General features: G+C 57.9%; 24 protein-coding genes and 1 other RNA gene. 10 read left to right on the top strand and 15 right to left on the bottom strand.

All coding sequences use genetic code 11. The annotated features are described in order from the left end of the window. A partial coding sequence (locus EAY64_RS12210) for a DEAD/DEAH box helicase (protein ID WP_147456219.1) occupies positions 1-902 on the top strand: 902 nt, incomplete at its 5' end. Positions 903-1,064: 162 nt separating this feature from the next. Continuing rightward, complete coding sequence (locus EAY64_RS12205; protein WP_103525033.1) at positions 1,065-2,861, top strand: aminopeptidase P family protein; 1,797 nt, start codon at positions 1,065-1,067, stop codon at positions 2,859-2,861. A gap of 72 nt (positions 2,862-2,933) precedes the next feature. Here the strand turns inward: EAY64_RS12205 and argS are convergent, their stop codons facing one another. From argS to EAY64_RS20795, 11 genes are all read right to left on the bottom strand, one after another. After that, positions 2,934-4,652: an arginine--tRNA ligase gene (gene argS / locus EAY64_RS12200; RefSeq protein ID WP_103525032.1), complete on the bottom strand. Its 1,719-nt coding sequence runs from the start codon at positions 4,650-4,652 to the stop codon at positions 2,934-2,936. A 176-nt stretch (positions 4,653-4,828) separates the two neighbouring features. Then, the gene (locus EAY64_RS12195) at positions 4,829-5,863 is read right to left on the bottom strand and encodes an MBL fold metallo-hydrolase (RefSeq protein ID WP_158604683.1); all 1,035 of its coding nucleotides are present in this window, start codon (positions 5,861-5,863) and stop codon (positions 4,829-4,831) included. Between the two features lie 139 nt (positions 5,864-6,002). Further along, positions 6,003-7,469 (bottom strand): DUF3138 family protein, encoded by a 1,467-nt coding sequence (locus EAY64_RS12190; protein ID WP_103525030.1) that lies wholly within the window; start codon positions 7,467-7,469, stop codon positions 6,003-6,005. Between the two features lie 131 nt (positions 7,470-7,600). After that, positions 7,601-8,437, bottom strand: coding sequence for an ABC transporter permease subunit (locus tag EAY64_RS12185; protein WP_059285016.1), 837 nt, complete (start codon positions 8,435-8,437; stop codon positions 7,601-7,603). A gap of 5 nt (positions 8,438-8,442) precedes the next feature. Next, positions 8,443-9,351 (bottom strand): ABC transporter permease subunit, encoded by a 909-nt coding sequence (locus EAY64_RS12180; protein WP_103525029.1) that lies wholly within the window; start codon positions 9,349-9,351, stop codon positions 8,443-8,445. 292 nt (positions 9,352-9,643) lie between these two features. After that, the gene (locus tag EAY64_RS12175; protein ID WP_103525028.1) at positions 9,644-10,744 is read right to left on the bottom strand and encodes a polyamine ABC transporter substrate-binding protein; all 1,101 of its coding nucleotides are present in this window, start codon (positions 10,742-10,744) and stop codon (positions 9,644-9,646) included. Positions 10,745-11,658: 914 nt separating this feature from the next. After that, entirely contained in the window at positions 11,659-13,002 is a 1,344-nt protein-coding gene (gene trhP, locus EAY64_RS12170; RefSeq protein WP_103525035.1) for a prephenate-dependent tRNA uridine(34) hydroxylase TrhP, read from the bottom strand. A gap of 18 nt (positions 13,003-13,020) precedes the next feature. Next, positions 13,021-13,440, bottom strand: a complete 420-nt coding sequence (locus EAY64_RS12165; protein WP_103525027.1) for a hypothetical protein — start codon at positions 13,438-13,440, stop codon at positions 13,021-13,023. 163 nt (positions 13,441-13,603) lie between these two features. Next, entirely contained in the window at positions 13,604-13,819 is a 216-nt protein-coding gene (locus tag EAY64_RS12160) for a hypothetical protein (RefSeq protein WP_103525026.1), read from the bottom strand. A gap of 36 nt (positions 13,820-13,855) precedes the next feature. Continuing rightward, on the bottom strand, positions 13,856-14,662 hold the full coding sequence (locus EAY64_RS12155; RefSeq protein ID WP_226034281.1) for a ferritin-like domain-containing protein: 807 nt from the start codon (positions 14,660-14,662) through the stop codon (positions 13,856-13,858). Between the two features lie 46 nt (positions 14,663-14,708). Further along, positions 14,709-14,843 (bottom strand): hypothetical protein, encoded by a 135-nt coding sequence (locus tag EAY64_RS20795; protein WP_255424540.1) that lies wholly within the window; start codon positions 14,841-14,843, stop codon positions 14,709-14,711. Between EAY64_RS20795 and fliW the strand changes: the two genes are divergently transcribed. Both fliW and EAY64_RS12145 read left to right on the top strand, forming a co-directional pair. Continuing rightward, a complete protein-coding gene (gene fliW, locus EAY64_RS12150) occupies positions 14,842-15,285 on the top strand; it encodes a flagellar assembly protein FliW (protein WP_103525025.1) in 444 nt (147 codons plus the stop codon). The two genes, EAY64_RS20795 and fliW, sit on opposite strands and share 2 nt — an antisense overlap. 47 nt (positions 15,286-15,332) lie before the next feature. Next, the gene (locus EAY64_RS12145) at positions 15,333-15,911 is read left to right on the top strand and encodes a DNA-3-methyladenine glycosylase I (protein ID WP_103525024.1); all 579 of its coding nucleotides are present in this window, start codon (positions 15,333-15,335) and stop codon (positions 15,909-15,911) included. 5 nt (positions 15,912-15,916) lie between these two features. Here EAY64_RS12145 and EAY64_RS12140 read toward each other — a convergent pair whose 3' ends face one another. The 3 genes from EAY64_RS12140 to argE form a co-directional block, all read right to left on the bottom strand. Further along, a complete protein-coding gene (locus tag EAY64_RS12140) occupies positions 15,917-16,174 on the bottom strand; it encodes a hypothetical protein (protein ID WP_103525023.1) in 258 nt (85 codons plus the stop codon). Between the two features lie 194 nt (positions 16,175-16,368). Then, positions 16,369-17,757 (bottom strand): sodium-dependent transporter, encoded by a 1,389-nt coding sequence (locus tag EAY64_RS12135; RefSeq protein WP_103525022.1) that lies wholly within the window; start codon positions 17,755-17,757, stop codon positions 16,369-16,371. Between the two features lie 123 nt (positions 17,758-17,880). Next, a complete protein-coding gene (argE, locus tag EAY64_RS12130) occupies positions 17,881-19,062 on the bottom strand; it encodes an acetylornithine deacetylase (protein WP_103525021.1) in 1,182 nt (393 codons plus the stop codon). A gap of 180 nt (positions 19,063-19,242) precedes the next feature. On the opposite strand from argE, the gene ffs reads away from it, so the two are divergent. Both ffs and EAY64_RS12120 read left to right on the top strand, forming a co-directional pair. Then, positions 19,243-19,341: signal recognition particle sRNA small type (gene ffs / locus EAY64_RS12125), an RNA gene on the top strand. Between the two features lie 260 nt (positions 19,342-19,601). Beyond that, positions 19,602-19,925 (top strand): helix-turn-helix domain-containing protein, encoded by a 324-nt coding sequence (locus EAY64_RS12120; RefSeq protein WP_103525020.1) that lies wholly within the window; start codon positions 19,602-19,604, stop codon positions 19,923-19,925. 106 nt (positions 19,926-20,031) lie between these two features. Here EAY64_RS12120 and EAY64_RS12115 read toward each other — a convergent pair whose 3' ends face one another. After that, entirely contained in the window at positions 20,032-20,481 is a 450-nt protein-coding gene (locus EAY64_RS12115) for a universal stress protein (protein WP_103525019.1), read from the bottom strand. 119 nt (positions 20,482-20,600) lie between these two features. Here EAY64_RS12115 and EAY64_RS12110 point away from each other — a divergent pair, with 119 nt between their 5' ends. The 4 genes from EAY64_RS12110 to EAY64_RS12095 form a co-directional block, all read left to right on the top strand. Then, the gene (locus EAY64_RS12110; RefSeq protein WP_103525018.1) at positions 20,601-21,029 is read left to right on the top strand and encodes a thioesterase family protein; all 429 of its coding nucleotides are present in this window, start codon (positions 20,601-20,603) and stop codon (positions 21,027-21,029) included. Positions 21,030-21,046: 17 nt separating this feature from the next. Then, a complete protein-coding gene (locus EAY64_RS12105; RefSeq protein ID WP_103525017.1) occupies positions 21,047-21,460 on the top strand; it encodes a TerB family tellurite resistance protein in 414 nt (137 codons plus the stop codon). A gap of 127 nt (positions 21,461-21,587) precedes the next feature. After that, positions 21,588-22,439, top strand: coding sequence for an AAA family ATPase (locus EAY64_RS12100; RefSeq protein WP_103525016.1), 852 nt, complete (start codon positions 21,588-21,590; stop codon positions 22,437-22,439). Continuing rightward, positions 22,432-23,246: tyrosine recombinase XerC (locus EAY64_RS12095; protein ID WP_103525015.1), on the top strand; the 815-nt coding region annotated here is incomplete at its 3' end. The genes EAY64_RS12100 and EAY64_RS12095, both read left to right, overlap by 8 nt.

Genomic DNA, 23,246 nt, shown 5'->3' with positions numbered 1-23,246 from the left:
TGGACGAAGCCGACCGCATGCTGGACATGGGCTTCATCGATGACATCGAAACCATCGTCAAGGCCACCCCGGAAACCCGTCAGACCGTACTGTTCTCCGCCACCCTGGACGGCACCGTTGGTCGCATGGCTGAAAAGATGACCCGCGATCCGCAGCGCATCGAAATCGCCCGCACCGAAACCTCCGGCGGCACCATCGAAGAACATCTGCTGTACGCTGACGACCTGAACCACAAGCATCGCCTGCTGGATCACATCCTGAAAGAATCGGGTTTTGACCAGTGCGTGATCTTCTCGGCGACCAAGGCCTACACCGAAGAACTGGCCGACAAGCTGTCCGACCAGGGTTACTCCGCCGCCTGCCTGCATGGCGACATGCCGCAAAGCTGGCGTAACCGTACCCTGAACGACCTGCGTCGTGGCCGTATCAAAATCCTGGTTGCCACCGACGTTGCTGCTCGCGGCATCGACGTACCGACCATCACCCACGTAGTGAACTTCGACCTGCCCAAGCAAGCTGAAGACTACGTACACCGTATCGGCCGTACCGGTCGTGCCGGTCGCGATGGCACTGCCATCACCCTGGCGGAATCGAAAGAATTCCACAAGGTTCGCCGTATCGAGCAATACCTGAAGCGCCAGATCACCGAAGGCGTGATCGAAGGCCTGGAACCGACCCGTCGCCCGCCGAAAGGCCCGCGTCGCAACGGCAAGCCGGGTGGTTACGGTGCTCAGGGCCAAGGCCAGCGTCGTGGCAGCAGCAGCAGCGCCGGCAATGGTTATGGTCGCGAGCGTCGCGAAGGTGGCTACGGCCGTGGCACTGGCAGCAGCAGCTACGACAAGCGCGGTCCGCGCTCGTCCAGCGCCAGCCAAGGCCAGCGCAGCACCCAGCGCGCCGACTAGACATCAGGCAGCATCATGAAAAAGGCGATCTCCGGATCGCCTTTTTTCTTGCCTGCCCGATTGCTGTCATTCAGAAAACTCATGCAGGCACCGGTATAAACTGGCTTGTCAGATTACGGCAAGCACACTCAGAATGGGCGTACTACCCGTATCGGAGTTCGCATGACCACTCTCTCCAGCATTCCCCAACGGCTGAGCGCACTGCGTCAGGCCATGCAGCAACATCATATTGATGCCTGTCTGATCCCCTCGTCCGATCCCCACCTGTCGGAATACCTGCCCGCACACTGGCAGGCCCGCCAATGGCTATCCGGCTTCAAGGGATCGATGGGCACGCTGATCGTGACCCTTGACCAGGCCGGCCTGTGGGCCGACAGCCGCTACTGGGAACAAGCGGAACAGGAGCTGCAGGGTAGCAGCATCAGCCTGATGAAAATCCAGACCGCCGCCAGCACCCAGCATCTGGACTGGCTGGCACAGCAACTGGGCAATGGCCAGACGCTGAGTGTAGACGGTGACGTACTAAGCCTGGCCGCAGCACAAGCCCTGCAAACCGCCCTGCACGCCAAAGGTGTGCAGCTGCGCACCGATATCGATCTGGTCGGGCAAATCTGGCAGGCACGCCCGGCACTGCCGGTCTCCGCCATCTACCCGCACGCTGCGCCATTTGCCAGCACCAGTCGTGCGGACAAGCTGCTGGCCGTACGTCAGGCCATGCAACAGACAGCTGCCAGTCATCACTTCATCTCCACCCTGGACGACATCGCCTGGCTATTCAATCTGCGCGGGGCCGATGTCAACTACAACCCGGTTTTCATCAGCCACGCCCTGATCAGCAGCGAACAAGCGACATTGTTCGTCGACAGCAGCAAGCTGGATGCCACACTGCGTGCTGCACTGGCCGCCGACGGCATTGAGCTGGCAGATTACCAGCTGGCCAAGAGCGCACTCAGCCAGCTGAGCGCCAGTGACCGCATCCTGATCGACCCGCGTCGCATCACGCTGGGCTTGCGCCAGGCAATTGCCACAGACACCACCGTAATCAGCGCCATCAACCCCAGCACCATGCTCAAATCACGCAAGACCGCTGCCGAGGCCGCCCAGGTACGCAGCACCATGGAGCAGGATGGCGCAGCGCTATGCGAGTTCTTTGCCTGGTTTGACAACACGGTCAATCGTGCCGCCATCACCGAGCTGACCATAGACGAGCAGATCACCGCCGCCCGCGCCCGCCGCCCCGGCTTTGTCTCGCCCAGCTTCGCCACCATTGCCGGTTTCAATGCCAATGGCGCCCTGCCTCACTACCATGCCACCGCCGAAGCGCACTCCCCCATCAGCGGCGACGGCCTACTGCTGATCGACTCCGGCGGCCAATATCTGGGCGGTACCACCGACATCACCCGCGTAGTGGCCGTCGGCACGCCCAGTAGCGAGCAGAAGCGCGACTTCACCCTGGTATTGAAGGGAACCATCAATCTGTCGATGGCCCACTTTCCGCGCGGCACCCTGTCGCCGATGCTGGACGCCCTGGCCCGCGCGCCGATGTGGCAACACAATATCGACTTCGGCCACGGCACCGGTCATGGCGTAGGCTATTTCCTCAATGTGCATGAGGGCCCGCAAACCATCTCACGCAGCCTGCCAGACCCCAGCATGGCGATGCAGGAAGGCATGATCACCTCGGTAGAGCCCGGCATTTACCGCCCCGGCCAATGGGGGGTGCGCATCGAAAACCTGGTGCTGAACGTCGCCGCCGAGCAGAACGGTTTTGGCGACTTCCTGCGCTTCGAAACCCTCACCCTCTGCCCGATTGATACCCGCTGCATCGAGCACAGCCTGCTGTCACGGCAAGAGGTGGATTGGCTGAACCACTATCACCAGGAAGTACGTACCCGCCTAATACCCCTGGTGGATGGCCCGGCCCGCGACTGGCTGCTGCACACTACCCAGGCGATTTGAGCCTCGGCCAGCAGCAAAAGAAAACGCCCTGATATTTCAGGGCGTTTTTCATGTCCGGCCAGCAATACCGGTTTACATGGTTTCCAATACCTTGATACCCAGCAGATCCAGGCCCGTCTTCAGCGTCTTGCCAGTCAGCGCAGCCAGCTGCAGACGGCTGGCACGCACTTCACCTTCGCTCTTCAGGATGGGGCAGGCTTCGTAGAAGCGCGAGAACAGCGTGGCAATCTGGTACAGATAGTTGGACAGATAATGCGGGTAGCAACCCTCTGCCACCGACAGCAAGGTGTCTTCAAACTGGGCCAACGCGGCAGCCAGATGCTTCTCAGCCGGCTCGGTGATCACGATGGGCGCATTGGCGTCGACGTTTTCTGCCTTGCGGAACACGCTCTGCACACGGGTGTAGGCATACTGCAGATAAGGCGCAGTATTGCCCTCGAAGGCCAGCATGGTATCCCAGTTGAAGATGTAATCGCTCATGCGGTTCTTGGACAGGTCGGCATACTTCACCGCACCAATGCCCACCGCTGCGGCGATTTCACGCTTTTCCGCATCGGACAGCTCAGGGTTCTTTTCCGACACCAAGGCATAGGCGCGCTCTTCGGCCTCATCCAGCAGCTCGATCAGCTTGACGGTACCACCGGAACGGGTCTTGAACGGCTTGCCGTCGTCGCCCATCATCACGCCAAAGCCGATATGCTCCAGCTTCATGCTTTCCGGGGCAAAACCGGCCTTGCGACAGATGCTGAACATCTGGGCAAAGTGCTGGCTCTGGCGCGCATCCACCACGTAGATCACGCGATCCAGATTCAGCACCTTGTGACGGTAGCGCACCGCGCCCAGGTCGGTGGTGGTGTACAGGAAGCCGCCGTCTTTCTTGCGAATGATCACACCCATCGGCTCGTCATCCTGGGTGCGGAATTCCTCCAGGAACACCACTTCCGCCCCATCGCTCTCACTGAGCAGGCCAGCGGCACGCAGCTCTTCCACAATGACCGGCAGATCGTCGTTGTAGGCGGACTCACCACGTACGTGTTCGCGCTTCAGGCCAACATTGAGCTTTTGATAAACGGCTTCGCAGTGCTTGAGGGAAATGTCGACAAACTGCTCCCACAGTTTGAGGACTTCTGCGTCACCACCCTGCAGGCGCACCACATAGTCGCGGGCACGGTCGGCGAACTCTTCGCTTTCGTCAAAGCGCACCTTGGCATTGCGGTAGAAGGTTTCCAGATCGGACAACTCCAGTGCATTGTCGCCAGCCTGGCGGATTTCCACCAGATAAGCAGTCAGCATGCCGAACTGGGTACCCCAGTCGCCAACATGATTGGCACGCACGACATCGTGACCGAGAAACTCCATCACCCGCGCCAGTGCGTCACCAATAATGGAAGAACGCAGGTGGCCTACGTGCATTTCCTTGGCCAGATTGGGCGAGGAATATTCCACCATCACCCGTTGCGGCGCTACCGGGGTAATACCCAGCCGCGCATCTTTCAGGGCAGTTTCGCTGCGTCGGGCCAGATATTCAGGGGCTAGATGAATATTGATGAAACCCGGACCAGCGATTTCTACCTTGTCGGCAATACCTTGCAAGTCCAGCGCCGCCACCACTTTTTGCGCCAGTTCGCGCGGATTGGTCTTGAGCGCCTTGGCCGCACCCATCACGCCGTTGGCCTGATAGTCACCGAATTCCGGCTTGGAAGCCGGCTGAATCACCGCCGGCGCATCCGGCGCACCGGCCGCGCTCAGCGCAGCCTGCACCCGTTCATTGATCAATTGCAGAATCGTCATGCCTAGCCCCATATTGCTGTGAAAACGAAAAAAAGCCTTCGTTTTCGAAAAAATAACACTGTCGATTGTATGCCCCCCTGCCCTGAGGGGCAATGTTTGCATCGCAGCAAAATGGCGTCTTGTGCGCCAATCAGGGGCAAAATACCGCCATCATGCACCACAGCTGCTCCGCACAACTACAGCCAGATGGTTTCGCCGATGGCCGGCAGCATGAAATCGGCAGGACTGACCTCCTGCTCGCGCAAGGCCATGGCCAGCTCTGCCATCGGCTGCTGTATCGGCTCGTCCGTGAGAATGAAGGTGCCCCAGTGCACTGCCCAGGCCTTGCGCGCTGCAACATGCTTGAAAATGCGCACGGCCTCATCGGGATTGACATGCTGCGCCCGCATGACCTTGCGCGGCTCGTAAGCACCAATAGGCAGCAGGGCAAAATCCACCGGCCCGATATGCAAGCCGATCTCATGAAACAGCTCTGCCTGATAACCGGTATCACCGGGATACCAGATTTTCAAGCCAGCCCCTTCCAGCAGATAGCCACCCCATAGCGCCTTGTTCAGGTCACCCCACGGGCCACGGTTGCTCCAGTGATGTGCCGGCGTCAGCAGCACCCGCAGCGCACCGCGCTGCACCGCATGCCACCAGTCGAGCTCGACTAGCCGCTCGGCCGGCACGCCGGCGGCGCGCACGGCCCGCGCCACTCCCAACGGCACCACGAAGTCCGGCGCCCCACCCGACTGCTGCGCCAGGCGCTTGAGCGTGGGAAAGTCCAGATGGTCGTAATGCAGATGCGTCAGCAAGACCAGATCAATGCGCGGCAAATCCGCCAGATCAATGGGCAAAGGCACTTGCCGCTTCGGCCCCAGATGGCGAAACGGTGACGCCCGCGACGACAGCACCGGATCGATCAGCACATTCTGCCCTGCCAACTGCACAAAGCTGCTGGCGTGCCCCAGCCAGGTCACGCTGGAGCGCAGGCAGTTGGCACGCAAGGCCGCCGGGTCGCCGCCAGTCACCGGAACCATTTCCGGCCGGTGATCCGGGCGCGCACGCCACCACTGCGCCAGCTTCCAGTGCAACAGGCTGCCCAGCGAAGGCAGGGTGAACGGGTACAGATTGCGATAGCCGGCGGGGCCATGATGGCGCGCCGCCGGCTTTGCCACATACGGCGCACGGTTGAACAACGAGGCCAGCCAGTCAGGACGTCTGAACATGAAGCATTCCAACAAAGACAATGCCTGAGTGTGCCGCCCCCGTCCTGCTTTGCCAAGCCAAAACAAGCAACCGGCAAAAGGAATCCAATGAAAAATGGCCTCCAGCGGAGGCCATTCGAGCGATGAAACAGTCTGACAATCAGAAGCTGTACACAGCCTGGGCAGCGAAAATGTCGTTGCTCTTGCGATAGTTGCCATCGTTACGCAGGAACACATCGCGGTTAGCCCAGTCGTGACGGTATTCCATCTTCAGGGTCAGCTGATCGGTCGGGTAGAACAACAGGGCTGCTGTCAAAGCCTGGCGGGTAGCGCCTGAGCAGTCGGTACCAGAACCGCCATTGGCGACGCTGTCGTTGTAGCAGGCCTGGGAAATACCGAAGCCATTGGTACCGTCAACCCCACTGGATTGACCCAGGGCGATACCACCACCACCGCCACCATTCTTGCTGTCATTCAGGTAGTCGTAACGCAGGGTGGCACCCATGCGGCCAAACAGCTCGCTGGTCCACTTCTGATGGGCCAGCAAGGAGAAGCCGTACCATACGGCATCGCCACCATTCCAGGCAGCCTGCTTCTGCCGGCCATAATCCAGCTCGGCATTCAGCACACCGTCAGTCATGGTGTAGGTGGCATCCAACTCGGCAAAGTAGTAATTGCTATACGGATTGCTGGATGAGCCCTGATAACCGTAGGTTTTGTCGGTATTGCCACTGGAGTCGGTATGTGCCACCAGCGATTGCCGACCCACATTGGCCGAACCGCCAATATCCAGCGCGCTGCTCCAGGTGTAGTCAAAGCGGCCAGTTACACTGGGCGTGTTATTGGCCGACTTGCCATTATTGGTGTCTACCGAATTGGCCGAAGTACGGTACTGCTCGTTGGCGATCATGAATTTGGTTGCCCACTCACCATGCGCCCAGTTGAAACCAGCACCCACATAGCTGCCCGGATCGCTGAAGTCATACAGCAGGCCATGGGTGATGGTGTTCATCTGATTGGACTGCTGCACTTCGTAGCCACCAAAGCTGTTCATCAGGCCGGCCACCAACTGCGTAGTGTCGGATACCGGGAAATTGATCATCGCGGTATTGATGATATTGTTGGTGCCACCGCCATCCAGCAGGGTATTACCCGAACCGCGGTTAGGCAGAATGGTGATCTCGGCACTCGGCGCCATCGGGCCTACGCCGAAGGTTTTCTTGATATCCAGATAGACATCACCAAAGGTACTGTTGGTATAGGCATAACCGCTATTGTGGTTGACGAACTGGAAACCCGAGCTCTTGCCGCTACGGTTGTACAGATAGGTCGGATCCAGGTAGCCGGTCACACTCAAGCCGGCAATCGGGCCTTCGCTGGCGTCGGTCGTCAGCTTGTCCACCTTCATTTCCATACCAGCCACACGCTGCTTCAGCTCGGTATTGGCATCATCCGCTTCCGGCGCCTTGGCGGCCGTCGCGGCATTAACAGCTTTCTGCAGCTGTTGCATTTGCGCCTGCAGAGCCTCTAACTGGGCTTTCAGCTTGGCGATCTCGTCTCCCTTGGCATCGGCCATGGCTACGCCGGGAAGACCTGCGATCAGTGCACTGATCAACAATTTCTTCATCTCACTTCTCCCTTGTCCTACTGCATGGATACCACGTTGTTTTCACCTCTAGAACCCCAACGGGGCAGCAACCGGAATGGTGTGTTATCCCTGCTGCTGCCCCGTCCTTGCCTGCGACCTGCCTGGTCGGCTTACGCCTGATTGAAGGCCAGTTGCATTTCACGGTCACGCTTGCGCTGTACCGAGCGCATATACAGATTGCCCGCCACTACCCCTACCGACACCACGATGATGAACAAGGTGGCCAGGGCGTTCATTTCCGGGTTCAGACCCAGACGCACACGGGAGAAGATCACCATCGGCAGCGTGGTGGAACCCGGGCCGGACAGGAAGGCTGTCAGCACCAGGTCATCCAGCGACAGGGTGAAGGACAGCAGCCAGCCGGACACCAGCGCCTGGGAAATCAGCGGCAGGGTGATCACGAAGAACACCTTGAGCGGACGCGCCCCCAGATCCATGGCAGCTTCTTCCAGCGAACGGTTCAGTTCACGCACACGGGACTGCACCACGATGGCCACATAGGACACGCACAACATCACGTGGCCAATCCAGATGGTGAACACGCCACGACCTTCCGGCCAGCCAAATGCCTGCTCCATGGCCACGAACAGCAGCAGCAGCGAGATACCCTGAATCACCTCGGGAATCACCAGCGGCGCATTGATCATGCCGGCAAACAGCGGGAACAGGCGGAAGCGGTTGAGCCGCGCCATCACGAAACCCGCCCAGGTACCAATCACCACGGCAGCAGTCGCCGTCATCAGGGCAATCTTGATACTGAGCAGGGCTGCATTGATCAGCTCATCATCTTCCAGTAGTGCCCAATACCACTTGGTGGAGAAACCCGACCATACCGTGACCAGCTTGGACTCGTTAAACGAGTAGATCACCAGCAGCACAATGGGCAGATAGAGGAAGGCATAGCCGAAGCCAAGTACCGCAAACGACAGCGGCTTGCTGGGTTTCATCGTGCTCATTTCACTTCCTCCATCACTTTCGCCTGGTAATGCTGGAACAGCGCCATCGGTACCAGCAGCAGCAGCACCATGGCGCAAGTCACGGTTGCAGCCATCGGCCAGTCCATATTGTTAAAGAATTCATCCCACATCACGCGACCGATCATCAGCGTATCCGAACCACCCAGCAGTTCCGGGATCACGTATTCGCCCACCGCCGGAATGAATACCAGCAGGCTGCCGGCGATGATGCCGTTTTTCGACAGCGGCAGCGTCACCTGGACAAATGCCTTCCACGGACGGGCACCCAGGTCATAGGCGGCTTCCAGCAGGCGCAGGTCCATTTTCACCAGATGGGCATACAGCGGCATGATCATGAAAGGCAGGTAGGAGAACACCATGCCGATATACACGCCCCAGTTGGTGTGATAGAGCCGCAGCGGGGTATCGATGACGCCCAGCCACATCAGGAACTGGTTGAGGAAACCATCGTTCTTGAGAATGCCGATCCAGGCATAGACGCGAATCAGGTAGGAAGTCCAGAACGGCAACATCACCATCATCATCAGCGTGTCACGAGCAGACTCGGACGCACGGGCGATGTAATAGGCCATGGGGTAGCCGATCAGCAAGCACAGCACGGTGGAGACAAATGCCATCTGCACCGAGCTGATGTAGGTGGCAAAGTACAGATCGTCACCCAGCATGAACTTGTAGTGGCCAATATTAAGCACCAGGGTGAAGACGTCGTCTTCGATCTTGGTCAGCGGCGTATAAGGCGGAATGCCCAGCTGCTGCTGCGAGAAGCTGATGCCTACTACCAGCAGGAAGGGCAGCAGGAAAAACACAAACAAAAACAGGAAGGGAACACCGATGACGGTAGTCCTGCCGGACGGAAACCATCGACTAAAATTGAGACTTTTCATGTTTAGCACCACTTGGCCGGTGGGACCGGCTTGCCAAGCACATCTTTACAGCCATCATATCAAGGCCCTGTCACGACTCGCCCTGATGTGATGACTTACGTTTCACTACAGCCCGGCTCTGCGGAACCAGACTGTAACCCTCACTCCAGTACTGCTTTTTCTTAGCCAGCTGCCGTGCCGGCAATGCGGTAGCAGCGGCTGTTGCATCCATCCCTGCGGTCTTGACGACCGCACGGATCGTGCAGGTCAGAACCAGCCGGGCGAACCCCCACCCGGCCGGTCAGGACACGGTTTAGCGACCAGTCTTCAACTGGGTCCACAGACGGTTCTGCAGACGCATGATGTCAGACGGCAGCGGCTTCAGCAGGAACAAGGTCTTCATGACCGATTCCGGCGGGTAGATGGACGGATCGTTGGCGATTTCCGGCTTCACGAACTTGCGGGCTGCCGCATTGGCAGTCGGGTAGAACACTTCGTCGGTAATCGCGGCATTGACTTCCGGATTTTCGATGTAGTTGATCCACTTGAGGGCCGCATCAACATGCGGTGCATCTTTCGGGATCACCATCACGTCAAACCAGATCGGTGCGCCGGACTTCGGAATCACGTAACCCAGCTGGTAGGTACGCTTGGCTTCGGCAGCACGATGCTTGGCAATGTTGACGTCGCCAGACCAGCCCAGCGCCAGGCAGATGTCGCCGTTGGCCAGGTCATTGATATAGCCGGAAGAGTTGAACTGGGTGATGTAGGGGCGGATTTTCTTCAGCAGTTCGAAGGCAGCCTGGTAGTCGGCCGGGTTCTTGCTGTTGGGATCCTTGCCCAGATGATGCAGGGCAACGGCGAACACGTCGTTAGCCTGATCCAGTACCGAAACGCCGCAGCCCTTCAGTTTGGAAACGTATTTCGGGTCAAACAGGATGTCCCAGCTATCCAGCGGGGTGTCCTTGCCCAGGATGGCCTTGACCTTGGTGAAGTTGTAACCCAGGCCATCGGTACCATAAGCCCACGGCACGCCGTGTGCATTGCCCGGATCGGCATCCTGGATCTTGGCCATCAGCCCCTTGTCCAGATTCGCCAGATTGGGGATCTTGGACTTGTCCAGCTTCTGATAAATGCCAGCCTCAATCTGCTTGGCCATGAAGTTGGAAGTGGGCACCACGATGTCGTAACCGGCGCGGCCGGTCATCATCTTGGCTTGCAGGGTATCGTCGCTGTCGTACACGTCATACTTGACCTTGACTCCGACCTGCTTTTCAAAGCCAGGAATGGTGCTCTTGGCGATGTAATCAGACCAGTTGTAGACGTTCAGTACCTTGTCTTCTGCCAGTACGCCCGCACTAGGCAACAGCAGAAGCAGCGAACACAGCACTTTCTTGACAAGTTTCTTCTTCATTACAGGCTTCCTAATGTATTGCAAGACCATAAACTCCCTGTTGTCTGGGGACTCGAGGGACCTAATGAACTGCACCTCCTGTTGACCGTCCGGGGTTTCTCCCTCGAATCCGGTCAGCGCCAAACCTGGGGTAACAATGGCACGCATATGTATGAAGCAATATTCGTGCACAACATTTATAACCCCATCCTATCCACTCTGGCTATTGCTATCCCAGCTGGACCCGGTAACTGTCAGGCAAGAGACGACGAACTTGCAGCACGCAGCCGCCAGTCGTCCTGATATTTATTGTTATCGCAGGAAACCTGTGGAAACCGGCTGCCAGGGTAGCGCATTGCGCCAACCGTTGCTGCCCGTTTCCCGCAAGGGTAGACCTTCCCCATTACCAAGCCTCCTCCACTGTAGATGCCACCTCTGTAATGTTTAATAAAATCCACAATCTGTGGTGAGGTGTTACAGCTTTTTAACCACAAAGACATTCAGCCGCAACATGAATTTATTTTGCAGCGCAAAAAATTCAACACCCGAATGCTCTTGACGAGCGCCAGTGTTTACTATTCTGAACATCTGATCATTTCCTCCGGCACAAACGGCCATACAGCACAAATTTGCCTATACATATGATCAAAACCCGCGCTCCACCTGATGTTTCAAGGCTTTAGCAAGGTCCGGGCCTGCTCGGTGCCTGTCTGCTTTTTCGCGGCCAGCGGCAGCGCCTCTGATCACTCAACGCGGCCCGCCAGCTTCTGGCCGACAAAAAAAGATTTTTCTTGCTCCAGGACAAGCTGAGGCAGATTTGCCACAGATCAAATCCGGTCCGTACTTGCCGTGGCAACAGGCGAAAGAAAAGCGGATGGCCCTTGCAGGCAATCCGCTTACGTTTTAGCAACCTTCGATGCCACCGCTACATTTGATCAGATCAATCGTGCCAGCAGGGCTTTTTCCATGCCGACCATATCTGGAATGCGTACTTGCATGCCATTGCCGGCCGCCAGCTCCACCGCCGCGCCATTACGGGTCATCTGCTTGAGCTCGACGATACGGTTGCCGCGCGGATGAATCACTTCGATGCGGTCGCCCACGCCGAAGCGGTTTTTTACCTCCACCAGCGCCCAGCCATCGGCATCGACTTCCAGCACATCGCCAACATACTGGCTTTGCTTGGCCTTGGAATGCCCGTCCAGATAGTTCTGGTAATCCTGGGTCTGATGGCGCTCCAGAAAGCCCGGAGTGTAGCCACGATTGGCCAGGCCATCCAGCTCGGCCAGCAGGCCCAGGTTGAAGGGGCGGCCGGCTACCGCGTCATCAATAGCCTGGCGATACACCTGGGCGGTACGCGCCACGTAGTACAGGCTCTTGGTGCGACCTTCGATCTTGAGCGAATCCACCCCGATCTTCACCAGCTTCTCCACCTGCTCCACCGCACGCAGATCCTTGGAGTTCATGATGTAAGTGCCATGCTCGTCTTCGATGATGGGCATCAGCTCGCCCGGACGACTGCCCTCTTCGATCAGATAAGTCTTGTCGGCCAGCGGATGGCGCTCGGCACCACCACAGGCAGCAAAGCTCTGGTTGGCTTCTTCCAGGGCCTTGTTGAAATCCAGCTTGATGGTTTGCACATCGCCAGCGTCATCACCCTGGGTATCGTGCATCTTGTAATCCCAGCGGCAGGCATTGGTACAGGTGCCCTGGTTCGGGTCGCGGTGATTGAAATAGCCCGACAGCAGGCAACGGCCAGAGTAGGCAATACACAGCGCACCATGCACAAACACTTCCAGCTCGATATCCGGGCATTCCTGGCGGATTTCGGCAATCTCATCCAGGCTCAGCTCGCGCGACAGGATGATGCGCGACACACCCAGCTTCTGCCAGAACTTCACGCCCATGTAATTGACGGTATTGGCCTGCACAGACAAGTGCACCGGCACCTCGGGCCAGCGTTCGCGCACCATCATGATCAGCCCCGGGTCGGCCATGATCAGCGCATCCGGCTTCATGGCAATCACCGGCTCCATGTCCGCCATATAGGTCTTGATCTTGCTGTTGTGCGGCAGCAGGTTGCTGGCCACGAAAAACAGCTTGCCGCGCGCATGCGCTTCATCAATACCGGTTTTCAGTTCTTCCAGCTTGAAGTCGTTGTTGCGCGCACGTAGCGAATAGCGCGGCTGGCCGGCATAGACGGCATCGGCACCAAAATCATAGGCGGCGCGCATTTTGTCCAGCGTGCCGGCGGGCAGCAGCAGTTCCGGGGCTTTCATCATGATGGCTTGGCTTCCTTAATGTGACAGGCAGGCAATGGGCAGCGGCAGTCGGTCCGGCGGCACAAAGCCGCGACGCGAGGCATCCTGGCTCAGCCTGTCAGCAGAGTAATATTGCAGCACCACCGCCCGCGCATCCTGCAGCACATCGTCGCAGGTCGCGAGAAAGGACGGCCAGTCTTCCAGCATGGCCGGCTGCTCTTGGGCACGGTGGTACAGGATGGACAACAGCGACATGGTCAGGGTGTGGTGGTATTTTTCCGCCGCCCCCTGCGCCATGGCATAACGCGACAAGGCGCGCGCACAGCGCACTGCCGCTTCAGCAGCCGGGTACTGGCGGCGATAAGCCCAGGCAGCATACAAATGCGCCTGGTGAGTAAAGTCGGATGCAGGCAGCGTACTGGATTCCAACTGACGCAAAAACGCCTGATAGTCCATGATTCGGGTATCTCCGAAAACTGTAAAAACAAAAAGGCCCCGCCGTATCAGGGGCCTTTTCTTATGTTGCGGCGCGATTATGCGCTGTCTGCGCGGCCATCGTCAAGCCTGACGCCGTGCAGCAATGCGACATTAAATCACTGTTTTCAATGCCATTTTTCAGTCAGGGTTTTTGCGCCAGCACCCACAGCATCAATAGCTGCACCAGCAAGGCCGGCAGCATGAGCAAAACACAGAACACCATGGCGAGCGGAGCGCTGTCAAAGTCCAGCGCACTCAGGCAGGCCGCACACAGCACAAACAACAGCGTAGCCAGTAGCAGGCCACCAAGAGCCAGTTTGCGTTGCTGGCGCAAGCGCCACAAAAGCCGGTAAAACATGCAGTACTCCATGGATAGAAATAGCCCGCAGCGCGCTCAATCCTTGGCCTGCTGCAACCATTGCAGCTCTGCCTCGGAAAAGCCTGCCTGCCGGCGGGCATCGATATTGTAGCTGCCACGGTGCGCGGTCAGATCATACTCTGCAAGCAGGCGGCTGAAGGTTGCCATCGGCTCCAGCGCACGCTGCCGGCACAGATGATGAAACCAGTGATTACCCACTTGCACGTGGCCGATTTCATCGCGCAGGATAATGTCCAGAATGGCCACGCTGGCTTCATCGCCGATATTGGCCAGCTTGCGTTGCAGCTCGGGGCTGGCATCGAGGCCGCGCGCCTCCAGCACGCGCGGCACCAGCGCCATGCGCACCAATACATCATGATCGGTGACATGGCAGATTTCCCACAGGCCGTTATGGGCGGGAAAGTCGCCATAGCTGTAGCCCAGCTGCTGCAACCTGCCCTGCAACAGACGGAAATGGCCAGCTTCTTCTGCCGCAATACGCAGCCAGTCGCTGACAAAATCATCCGGCATTTCGCGAAAACGCCAGGCGGCATCCAAAGCCAGGTTGACCGCATTGAACTCGATATGGGCAATGGCATGCAGCATGGCGGGCTGGCCTTGCGGCGAACCCGGACGCCGGCGCGGCACCTTGGTGGCATGCACCAGCTCAGGCCGCTCGGGATGGCCCGCCATCGGCAGCCGGGTCAATGGCGCATCTTCACGCTGCAGTTCACCACGCTGCCAGGCAGCATGAATGACTTCGGTCGCGGCCAGCTTGTCGGTCACATCCGAGCAGAGCAAGGCTGCCTGAATGCGGGGATATAAAGCAGTAGGCATCATCATGGTGCGCCATTCTAGCCGTTTGCACCCTCATCAGGCAGGCCTGTCATCAAATCAGTGCACGCCGCCCGAACAGCAAGGCCGCAGCCCCGCCCTGCCACATGACATATTTCCGGAATGCCGGGATCGTCGCCGGATAAGGCTTGATGCATAATGCCAACATCTGCCACAGGGAGAATGTCATGCTGTTCAATTCCAGCCAACTCGGTGCTGTAGAAGTGGATGAAAGCACCATCATCAATTTTGACCAGGGCATTCCCGCCCTGGAAAACTGCACCCAGTTCAAACTGTTCCACAATGCCGACAGCAATAATCCTTCGGTGTACTGGATGCAGTCACTGAACGACGCGGCCATCACCCTTAGCGTCACCCTGCCGCAACAGCTGGGCGTGCGCTATGAGGTGGAACTGAATGATGAAGAAGTGGCGCGCCTGCAATTGAGCAAGCCGGAAGACGCGGTCATCCTGGTGCTGCTGTATCAGGAGCAGTCCGCAGCCGAAGCCCACCCGGCGCTGGGCGAGCTGAAGGCCAATATCCGCAACCCGCTGGTACTTAATCTGGCCAGCCGCCAGGGCTTGCAGAAAACCGGCCTGTCCTGCGACATCCTGATGCACAACCTCAGCTGAACCAACCCTGCCGCCCGGCCCCGCCGGGCGGTGCCGGAGCCTCCCCCATGACCGATCTTGCCTTGCCCCGCTGTCCCTGGTGTGGCGACGACCCGCTCTATATGGCCTACCACGACCAGGAATGGGGCCGCCCCCAGCACGACGATCACAAACTGTTTGAAATGCTGATTCTGGAAGGGGCGCAGGCCGGACTGTCGTGGATCACCATCTTGCGCAAGCGCGAAGGCTACCGCCGCGCCTTTTACGGCTTCGATCCGCAGCAAGTGGCACAAATGGGCGAGGATGATGTGGAAAGGCTGATGCTGGACAGCAGCATCGTGCGCAACCGGCTGAAGATCAACAGCGCCATTCGCAATGCACGGGTATTCCTGCAATTGCAGCAAGAACATGGCAGCTTTGCCCAATGGCTATGGGCACATACCGATGGCCAAAGCGTGGTGAATCACTGGCAATCGCTGGCAGAATGCCCGGCCAGCACCCCGCTGTCCGACAGCATCAGCAAGGCTTTGAAAAAGGCGGGGATGAATTTTGTCGGCAGCACGGTAATTTATGCCTACCTGCAAGCCACTGGCGTGGTGAATGATCACCTGCGGGGCTGCCACCTGCATCCAGCCTACCCGCACTGAACGACTCAGGCCGCCTTGGTTTCAAACACCACGGTGCGGAACAGCCCGTCCGCCGAATGAAAAGGATGGGCGCACACCACGCCGCCATCCTGACAGAAGGCCATCATGCGCCAGCTCTGGATCAGCTCCTGCAATTCCTCTTCCGACCAGGGACCGGCAAAGCGGTCCGGCACCAGCGCTGACAACTCGGAACACAAGGCCTGCCGCTGCTCTGGCGCGTCCAGCTGCTGCACACTGAAAGACAGGGTCTTGCCGTGCTTCATGACAAATCCTTTCAACCCGAAATGGATATGAGGAGAACCGCCATCATTCCACGATTTATTATTCAATACCAGTTGAAAGTCTGTTAGGCATGAGCGGTAAGTAAAAATACGGCAGGAATACAACGCTTCCAGCCAAGAAAAAGGGCCAGCCCGCATGGGATGGCCCTTTGACAGCCTGCTGGATGGCCGCAGGATCAGAACAACTTCAACCCTTTCAGCATCACCACCAGAATCAGCAGCGGCGACACAAAGCGCACCACCACAAACAACACACGCACCAGCGCCTCGTTATGCAGCTGACCTTCATTGGACAGCGCGGCCTTCAGCCGGTCGAAACCCCACACCCAGCCGACAAACAGACAGAGGAAAATCCCACCTAGCGGCATCAGGATGTTGGAGGTGACAAAGTCGAACAGGTCGAACATGGTCATGCCGAACAGCTTGAACTCAGCCATGCTGCTATTGGACAGCGCGCAGGTCGCGCCGATCAGGGCCAGCAGCAACAGGTTGAGCACTGTGGCCTTGGGACGACTGATACCGAAACGCTCGCTCAACACCGATACCGGCACCTCCAGAATCGACAACATGGCACCGGTAGAGGCAATCGCCGCCAGGATAAAGAAGGCCACCATGAACAGCTGACCCAGCGGCATGCTGGCAAACACCGCCGGAATGGTGATGAACAGCAGCGACGGACCGGCTTCCGGCTTGAAGCCGAAGGCAAACACCGCCGGGAAGATGGCGATACCAGCCAGCATGGACACGAACAGGTCGGCACACATCACTCGCAGGGTAGTCGCCGGAATGTTCTGATCATCACGGAAATAGCTGCCGTAGGTCATCATGGTGCCCATGCCGATGGACAGCTTGAAGAAGGCCAGGCCCACTGCAGTCAGCACCACGCCCGCCGTGATCTTGGAAAAATCCGGCGTAAACAAAAAGGACACCCCCTGCATGGCGCCCGGCAGCATCAGACTGCGCACACCGATCACCAGCAGCAACAAAAACAGCATGGGCATCAGTTTTTTGGTTACGGCCTCGATACCCTTGGCCACACCCATCAGCAGGATGCCACCGATCAGCGCCAGCACCAGCCACTGCCACAACAGCGATTGCACCGGGTCGGCAATCAGCGAACCGAAGGCAGCCGAAGTTACCTTGGGGTCACTGGAAAGAATGCCGCCGCCAATAGCCTTGAACACATAGGCAAATACCCAGGCCGCCACTTCAGAATAAAAGGCCATGATCAGGAAGGCCGACAGCACGCCAAAAGCGCTGATCAACCACCAGGGCTGTCCGGCCGGGGCCAGTTTTTTTAGCGCCGTCACCGCATCAGACTTGGCACGGCGGCCCAGCATGATTTCGGAAATCATCACCGGCAGGCCCACCAGCAAGGTGGCACAGACGTACACCACCAGAAAACCGGCACCGCCATTGGTACCGGTCAGATAAGGAAATTTCCAGATATTGCCCAGGCCTACGGCTGAGCCCAGCGTGGCCGCCAATACGCCAAAACTGGAGGTAAAACCGTCACGTGCCTTGCTGGCACCCACGGTGGCCGAGGATCTGTTTTCCTGTTTCATTTGGTCTCTCATCACGACAAAAAACAAACCCGCTCAAGCGATAACCTGAACGGGTGCCTCTGGTTCCGGGGTCACCGGAGCCGGAATTCTGAAGTGATTTGTCAGACCATGCAAAATTTTTTGCTAGCCCTGACTGTCGCTGCGACACAACTCGCCGGTCAGACGGCCCAGCCAGTCAAAACAGGCTTGCAATTGACTCTCCTCAATGAATTCGTCCGGGCGATGTGCCTGCTCGATCGAACCCGGCCCCAGCACCACGCATGGCATGCCTGCAGCATGGAAAACACCGGCCTCAGTGGTATAGGCCACCCCGTCACCTCCCTGGCAGCCACACAGCTTTTCCACGTAGCCCAGCACCTCGCTCTCCGGCGTCGCTTCAAAAGCCGGGCAGTACACCTTCGGTTCAATGGAAATCGCAGCTTCCGGTGCCACCTGGCGCATCTCCAGCAACAGGTTGTCGGCATAGTCACGCACCGAATCGACAAAACGCTGCGGATCATCCCCCGGTAGCCAGCGGCATTCAAAAGTGAATTCACAATCCTTGGGCACGATATTGTTGGCAGTCCCGCCATGAATCGTCCCGGTCTGCAAAGTGGTGAACGGCACATCATATAGTGGCTGATGGTGACCAAACGAGGCCTCAGTATCCGCCAGTCGTCGCACATGAGTGATCAGCCGCGCGGCATATTCGATGGCATTGACCCCCTGTGGGGGCAGCGAGGAATGCGCCGCCCGCCCCTGCACATGGCAGTGATAATGGGCAATACCCTTGTGCGCCACCACCGGCCGCATCGAAGTGGGCTCGCCAATAATGCAGCCGGTCACCGGCACGCCTTGCTGCAGCAAGGCATCAATCAAGCGCGGCACGCCAAGACAACCCACCTCTTCATCATAAGACAGGGCAATGCCGATGCCCTGCTGCAAACGCCCCTGCTGCGCCAGTCTGACCCATTCAGGGACATGCGCCAGCACGCAGGCGATAAAGCCTTTCATGTCGGCCGTGCCACGGCCATACCAGCGCCCGTCGCCCTTATCGGTCAATACAAAGGGAGGCGAGCTCCACACCTGACCATCCACCGGTACCACATCGGTATGGCCGGACAACAGCATCAGCGGCAAGTCATCCGCGCCAATGCGGGCAAACAGATTGGACTTGCTGCCGTCATCGTTCAGCGTGCGCTGGCTGCTGAGGCCAAATCCAGCCAGATACTGGCTCACCCAGTCGATCAGCTCCAGGTTGGAGTGACGGCTGGTGGTATCAAAAGCAAGCAGGGTTCGCAGCAGCGGCAGATAGGAAGGAGCCATGGGAGTCCTGTGATGAGTGTCCGGTCATGCCGGAAGTCTGCCCTGACTCAGCCGGCAAGGGCAACCACATCCTGTGCAATGCCAGCGCAACAGGCTGCAGACAGCGGCATGTTTTTTTATGGCATAAGCGCAAATGCTTGGCAAAGTGCGGCAAACCCGTTATTATTCGCACTCTTCTGCGGCGGGTCTCCTCGCATTGTACGGTAGCAAACCTGGTCAGGTCCGGAAGGAAGCAGCCATAGTTACTTAGTGCAAGTGCCGAGGGTCAGGCTCGCCACCCCTCCCTTCCCATATGTACATGTTCACGACATGGCGATACTATTTCACGCCAGATAGCAAAGATTCCATTGTATTTCTAGATAAGAATACGCTAACATAAGCAAAACAAGATGCACAAAAATCATTGAACTTAATGATTTTTTTTGCATCCGAATTATTCCTTATGGATTTTCTTTGCTATTTTTAGGACATAGGGCAGTGTCCTAAACCATACCTATAATTCAATACAATACTGTTTAGCCTTTTAAGAGGAACAACCCATGAAACTCTTCGAAAAAATCACCAACCCGCGAGAAATCCGTCGCAAGCTCGGCCTGAACCAACAGGAATTCTGGAGCCGCATCGGTGTTACCCAGTCAGGCGGCTCCCGCTACGAAAGTGGCCGCAACATGCCCAAGCCGGTGCGTGAACTGCTGCGCCTGGTCCATGTTGAGCAAATCGACCTGTCCAAGGTACGCCGTGAAGACTTCGAAATCGTCGAATACCTGAAGGAAACCCATCCGGACCTGTACAAGAGCCTGCGCAAGGCCGTGCGTGCCCAGATGGAAGCCCAGGAAGGCTCGACCGAAGCCGCCGCCAGCTGATAGTCTCTCCGACAAAGGGCAGTAGCAAGCCACTCCACAGTAGCTTGCTACTGCCCTTTTTCTTTGGTGGGTCTAGATCAGCCAGCACATGCCGGCCATCGCCGCCTTACTCCCCGGCATTGCGTACCAGCAAGACCGGCACATCTGCTTGCTTGAGCAAACCCTCAGCCACACTACCCATCAGGATATGCATCAGGCCACTCCAGCCATGCGTACCCATCACCACCAGATCAGCCCCCCAGCTATTGGCGTCGTCCAGCAGCACCGAAGCAATTTTATCGCCCCAGCTTTCAAGAATCTTCACCTCTGGCGTCAAACCCGCAGCTACCGCCTGCGCTTGTGCCTGCCCCAGTACCTGCTCACCCGCTTGCTTGATCGACTTTTGCAACTCGGCAGCATCCAGAAACTCGGTCCCGCCCCAGCCAAACTGCGCCAAGTCGACCACATGCACCAGCCGGACAGTACTGCCCATGTGCTTGGCCAGACGGCAAGCCTCGGCCAGAGCCAGGTTAGACGTATCACTATCATCCACCGGCACAAATATGCGTTGATACATGACCCTCTCCTTATGGTGTGTTGGTACTATGCATACAGTCTAGCAAACCAGTCCGGCCTGCGGTTGATACAGATTAAGACAGTCGATTAGACTGAATGCCATTTTACCCAGGTGAAATCATGGCCCGCATCAAGATCGCCCTGCCCGAGCAATTCATTTTCGAGACCGTGCTGGATGTCCGCATCGGCGACATCAACTACGGCGGCCACATGGCCAATGATGCCATTTTGCGCCTGGCCCACGAAGCGCGCTTGCGTTTTCTGAAAAGCCTTGCTTACAGTGAACTGGATGTAGAAGGTGTGGGTATCATCATGGCGGATGCCGCGGTCATGTACCGTGCAGAAGCCTTCCATGGCGACAATCTGCATTTCAAACTGGGCGTGTGCGACCTGAACAAGTACGGACTTGACATCGTCTACCAGGCAATCGATGGTCACAATGGCAAAGAAGTGGCAAGATTGAAGACCGGCATTGTTTTCTTTGATTACCAGACTCGTCAGGTAAGCACCATGCCGGCGGCCTTTGTCGCCAAACTCAATAAGTTATAACAACAGGAAATTCCGACATGCGTCCATACCCAAACAACAGTCCGCAAGCCATTGCCCGCCTGCTGGCGATGTTCATGATTACCGACGGCAATATGGATCCGCGTGAGCTGGACCTGCTGGAGAACGTCAACGTCTACGACCTGATCGGCCTGCCCCGCAAACAGTTTGCCCAGGTACTGGCGGACTACTGCGATGACATTTCCGACGAGGCCGAGCAGGATGGCACCATCCACCTGCTGGACACCGACCGCATCGAATTCATGCTGGGCGAAGTCACCGATCGCAACAAGCGCATTCTCACTTGCGTGCTGGCCATGGACATCAGCAAATCGGACGGCACCATCAGCGACCCGGAAATTGTCCTGCTGCGCCATATGATGAAAGAATGGAACATCAGCCTGGAAGATCTGGAACGCCAGTTCGTGCGCTGAGCCCCCTCTCCAGCCCCCAGCACGGCAGGCCGTTGATCCGGACAACCCAGAGCACCAGTCTGCCAAATGAAAGCCGCCCGAACCACCCTGGCGGCTTTGTGTTGTCATCACAACCGAGCCAACCAACATGAGCACACGTTTTAGCGGCAGCGAACACTACATTGCCACCGATGACCTGATGATGGCCGTAAATGCCGCCATCACCCTGCAACGCCCGCTACTGGTAAAAGGCGAGCCGGGCACCGGCAAAACCATGCTGGCAGAAGAAATTGCCGCCAGCCTTGGCCGCAAGCTGATTGTCTGGCCGATCAAATCCACTACCAAGGCCCAGCACGGCCTCTATGAGTATGACGCGGTATCCCGCCTGCGCGATTCGCAGCTGGGCGACGCCAAGGTGCAAGACATCAGCAACTACATCATCAAGGGCCAGCTGTGGCAGGCTTTTGAAGCGGATACCGCTCCCGTGCTGCTGATCGACGAGATCGACAAGGCCGACATCGAATTTCCCAATGATCTGCTGCGCGAGCTGGACCAGATGGAGTTCTTCGTCCATGAAACCCAGCAATTCGTGCGCGCCAGACAACGCCCCATCATCATCATTACCTCGAATAATGAAAAAGAGCTGCCCGATGCCTTTTTGCGGCGCTGCTTTTTCCATTACATCCGCTTCCCGGACCACGAAACCATGCAGGCCATCATCGACGTGCACTATCCGGGGCTGCAGCAGCAATTGATCCGCCAAGCCATGGAAGTCTTCTTTTCCATCCGCGAGCTGCCCGGCCTGAAAAAAAAGCCCACCACCTCGGAATTACTGGACTGGCTGAAACTGCTGGGCAGCGAGAATATCAGCAGCGAAGAGCTGGCCAGCCGGCATGGCAATGCCAGCCTGCCGCCCCTGGCTGGGGCTTTGCTGAAGAACGAGCAAGACTTGTCGCTGTTTGAGCGCCTGGCACAAATGACCAAGCTGCGCCGTGGCTGACTTCCTCCCGCTGCTACAGGGCTTTGCCGACCAGCTGCGACTGCAAGGCAAAAGCCCGCATACGCTGGATGCCTATCTGCGTGATCTGCACAGCCTGCAGCCACTGCTTGGCGAACGGAACTGCCTACAGGTCAAGACCGACGACATCCGCAAGGCCATGGCCACCCTGCACGCCCGAGGCCTGGGTAGCCGCAGCCTGGCGCGCAAGCTGTCATCCTGGCGCCAGTTTTACGACTGGCTGCTGCAGCAACAGCTGATCAGTGGCAATCCCTGCCTGGGCCTGCGTGCGCCCCGCCAGGACAAACCCCTGCCCAAAGCACTGCCAGTCGATGGCACGGCAGCCCTGCTGGAACATATCGCACCGGACGACAGCCTCAGCCTGCGCGACCGCGCCCTGTTCGAGCTGATGTACTCTTCCGGCCTGCGCCTGTCTGAAGCTGTCAATCTGGACTTGCCAGATATTGACCTGACCGAACAACTGATGCGGGTGCGCGGCAAGGGCAACAAGATACGCCTGCTACCCATCGGCCGTACTGCACTGGACTACCTGCAGCAATGGCTGGCAGAACGTCAAAGTACTCCGGACTGCCTGGCGGTGTTTGTCGGTCGTCATGGCCAGCGCCTGGGTGGCCGCCAGGTACAAAAGCGCCTGGCCGAGTGGTCGATTCGCACAGGTATGGACCGCCACGTTCACCCGCACATGCTGCGCCACTCCTTTGCCAGCCACATCCTGCAATCCTCCGGCGATTTGCGGGCGGTACAGGAACTGCTGGGTCATGCCAACCTGTCGACAACCCAGATCTACAC

This window comes from Aquitalea palustris, assembly GCF_003693445.1.
Lineage (GTDB): Bacteria > Pseudomonadota > Gammaproteobacteria > Burkholderiales > Chromobacteriaceae > Aquitalea > Aquitalea palustris.
Note: the sequence above shows the minus strand (reverse complement) of the source record. Positions and strands in the feature narration are given on the sequence as shown.

Coding starts and splice junctions, on each gene's coding strand:
- EAY64_RS12205 (WP_103525033.1), top strand. CDS start 1,065: ATGACCACTCTCTCCAGCATTCCCCAACGGCTGAGCGCACTGCGTCAG.
- argS (WP_103525032.1), bottom strand. CDS start 4,652: ATGACGATTCTGCAATTGATCAATGAACGGGTGCAGGCTGCGCTGAGC.
- EAY64_RS12195 (WP_158604683.1), bottom strand. CDS start 5,863: ATGTTCAGACGTCCTGACTGGCTGGCCTCGTTGTTCAACCGTGCGCCG.
- EAY64_RS12190 (WP_103525030.1), bottom strand. CDS start 7,469: ATGAAGAAATTGTTGATCAGTGCACTGATCGCAGGTCTTCCCGGCGTA.
- EAY64_RS12185 (WP_059285016.1), bottom strand. CDS start 8,437: ATGAAACCCAGCAAGCCGCTGTCGTTTGCGGTACTTGGCTTCGGCTAT.
- EAY64_RS12180 (WP_103525029.1), bottom strand. CDS start 9,351: ATGAAAAGTCTCAATTTTAGTCGATGGTTTCCGTCCGGCAGGACTACC.
- EAY64_RS12175 (WP_103525028.1), bottom strand. CDS start 10,744: ATGAAGAAGAAACTTGTCAAGAAAGTGCTGTGTTCGCTGCTTCTGCTG.
- trhP (WP_103525035.1), bottom strand. CDS start 13,002: ATGAAAGCCCCGGAACTGCTGCTGCCCGCCGGCACGCTGGACAAAATG.
- EAY64_RS12165 (WP_103525027.1), bottom strand. CDS start 13,440: ATGGACTATCAGGCGTTTTTGCGTCAGTTGGAATCCAGTACGCTGCCT.
- EAY64_RS12160 (WP_103525026.1), bottom strand. CDS start 13,819: ATGTTTTACCGGCTTTTGTGGCGCTTGCGCCAGCAACGCAAACTGGCT.
- EAY64_RS12155 (WP_226034281.1), bottom strand. CDS start 14,662: ATGATGATGCCTACTGCTTTATATCCCCGCATTCAGGCAGCCTTGCTC.
- fliW (WP_103525025.1), top strand. CDS start 14,842: ATGCTGTTCAATTCCAGCCAACTCGGTGCTGTAGAAGTGGATGAAAGC.
- EAY64_RS20795 (WP_255424540.1), bottom strand. CDS start 14,843: ATGACATTCTCCCTGTGGCAGATGTTGGCATTATGCATCAAGCCTTAT.
- EAY64_RS12145 (WP_103525024.1), top strand. CDS start 15,333: ATGACCGATCTTGCCTTGCCCCGCTGTCCCTGGTGTGGCGACGACCCG.
- EAY64_RS12140 (WP_103525023.1), bottom strand. CDS start 16,174: ATGAAGCACGGCAAGACCCTGTCTTTCAGTGTGCAGCAGCTGGACGCG.
- EAY64_RS12135 (WP_103525022.1), bottom strand. CDS start 17,757: ATGAAACAGGAAAACAGATCCTCGGCCACCGTGGGTGCCAGCAAGGCA.
- argE (WP_103525021.1), bottom strand. CDS start 19,062: ATGGCTCCTTCCTATCTGCCGCTGCTGCGAACCCTGCTTGCTTTTGAT.
- EAY64_RS12120 (WP_103525020.1), top strand. CDS start 19,602: ATGAAACTCTTCGAAAAAATCACCAACCCGCGAGAAATCCGTCGCAAG.
- EAY64_RS12115 (WP_103525019.1), bottom strand. CDS start 20,481: ATGTATCAACGCATATTTGTGCCGGTGGATGATAGTGATACGTCTAAC.
- EAY64_RS12110 (WP_103525018.1), top strand. CDS start 20,601: ATGGCCCGCATCAAGATCGCCCTGCCCGAGCAATTCATTTTCGAGACC.
- EAY64_RS12105 (WP_103525017.1), top strand. CDS start 21,047: ATGCGTCCATACCCAAACAACAGTCCGCAAGCCATTGCCCGCCTGCTG.
- EAY64_RS12100 (WP_103525016.1), top strand. CDS start 21,588: ATGAGCACACGTTTTAGCGGCAGCGAACACTACATTGCCACCGATGAC.